Genomic DNA, 1,394 nt, shown 5'->3' with positions numbered 1-1,394 from the left:
GTTCACCGGTAAAATCATGTGGTCTTCTTCTCTCCAATTCTTATCTTTGCCTTCAAAAAACTCTTATGACTAGTTACGATACTCTTTTAGTTCTTGCTCGCTTCATACTCCCAGCTGACCTGTTGGAGTGTTTTGATATTGTTAAAATAGAGAACACCGCTGAAATGTTAACCATTCATTTAGATGAGCAAAATCTTCCTCCCTTGTCCTCTAGGGTTCACTCTTTAGAGTCCAAAGGTTTTCTTCCTCCGGTTTATATTCGTGATTTTCCTATCCGTGACCGTAAGGTAAGCTTATGTGTACGGCGTCGTAAATGGCTCGACAAGGAAACTGGTTCTATCATCTGTAACACTTTTGAGCTTACCGCTCAGGGAACGCGACATTCAAAAGAATTCGCGTCTTTTTTAAAAGGATTGCTTGAGAAATACCCGATTACGGCCCGCTCTCTTGAACGTTATTATCATATTGACGGTGATCAGTTTGAGCGGCAATATAAAGAGTATCTAAGTGACTACCGCATGTGGGATCAACTGTCCGATGCCGCAAACTGGCTGCTGTTTTCCGAGAACCTGGGACCGTACTTGAGTATTGATGAAACTTCCCTTTCTAATGGTGAGTTATATACTATAATCATCAACAGAGAGGCACACGGTGGTAAAGGTGCTATCGTGGCTATTGTCAAGGGTACCAAGGCTGACGATGTCATAGCTGTGCTAGAACAAATCCCGAAGAAGCACTTCGGATGGTGCGGGAGGTCACTCTTGATTTGTCAGAAAGTATGCGCAGATTGTTCGCAGATGTTTCACCTCGGCTATCCGTGTGATAGATCGCTTCCATATTCAAAAGCTGGCGTGTGATGCTGTACAGGAAATTAGAATCGGACACCGTTGGGAAGCTATACAAGAAGAGACTGATGTCAGGCAGGAAGCTAAAGGTCTGAAAAAGAAATATACCCCTTTTACCTTTGAGAATGGTGATACACGCAAGGAATTATTGGCAAGGAGCCGGTATCTGCTTTTCAAATCTGCTGAAAAATGGACTGAAGCACAGAAGCTCAGAGCTACAGTCTTATTCAGAGAATATCCGGGATATTAAACGGGCATATTCACTTAGTCATTCTTTAAGAATGATTTTTAATAAACGATCGATAAAGGCAGGAGCAAGAACCAATTTAGCGAAGTGATTAAGAAGTAGAACAATCTGGATTTGACTCGTTTAACACAATAGCTGCTACATTATATGACAGAAGTGAGCAGATACTAAACTTCTATATTAATAGGGCATCAAATGCTGCTGCAGAATCATTTAATGCGAAAGTTAAACAGTTCAGAGCACAACTTAGAGGGGTTATAGACATACCCTTTTTCTTGTATAGACTAACTAAAATTTATGCA

Annotated in this window: 1 pseudogene; it reads left to right on the top strand. The window is 41.1% G+C overall.

What is annotated here, in order from left to right:
- Positions 1–431: 431 nt before the first annotated feature.
- Positions 432–1,394 (top strand): annotated as a pseudogene (locus AB9N12_RS16785) (transposase); the annotation flags it as partial.

This window comes from Bacteroides sp. AN502(2024) (genome assembly GCF_041227145.1).
In the GTDB taxonomy this organism is placed as follows: domain Bacteria; phylum Bacteroidota; class Bacteroidia; order Bacteroidales; family Bacteroidaceae; genus Bacteroides.
This window is presented reverse-complemented; position numbering and strand designations above follow the sequence as displayed.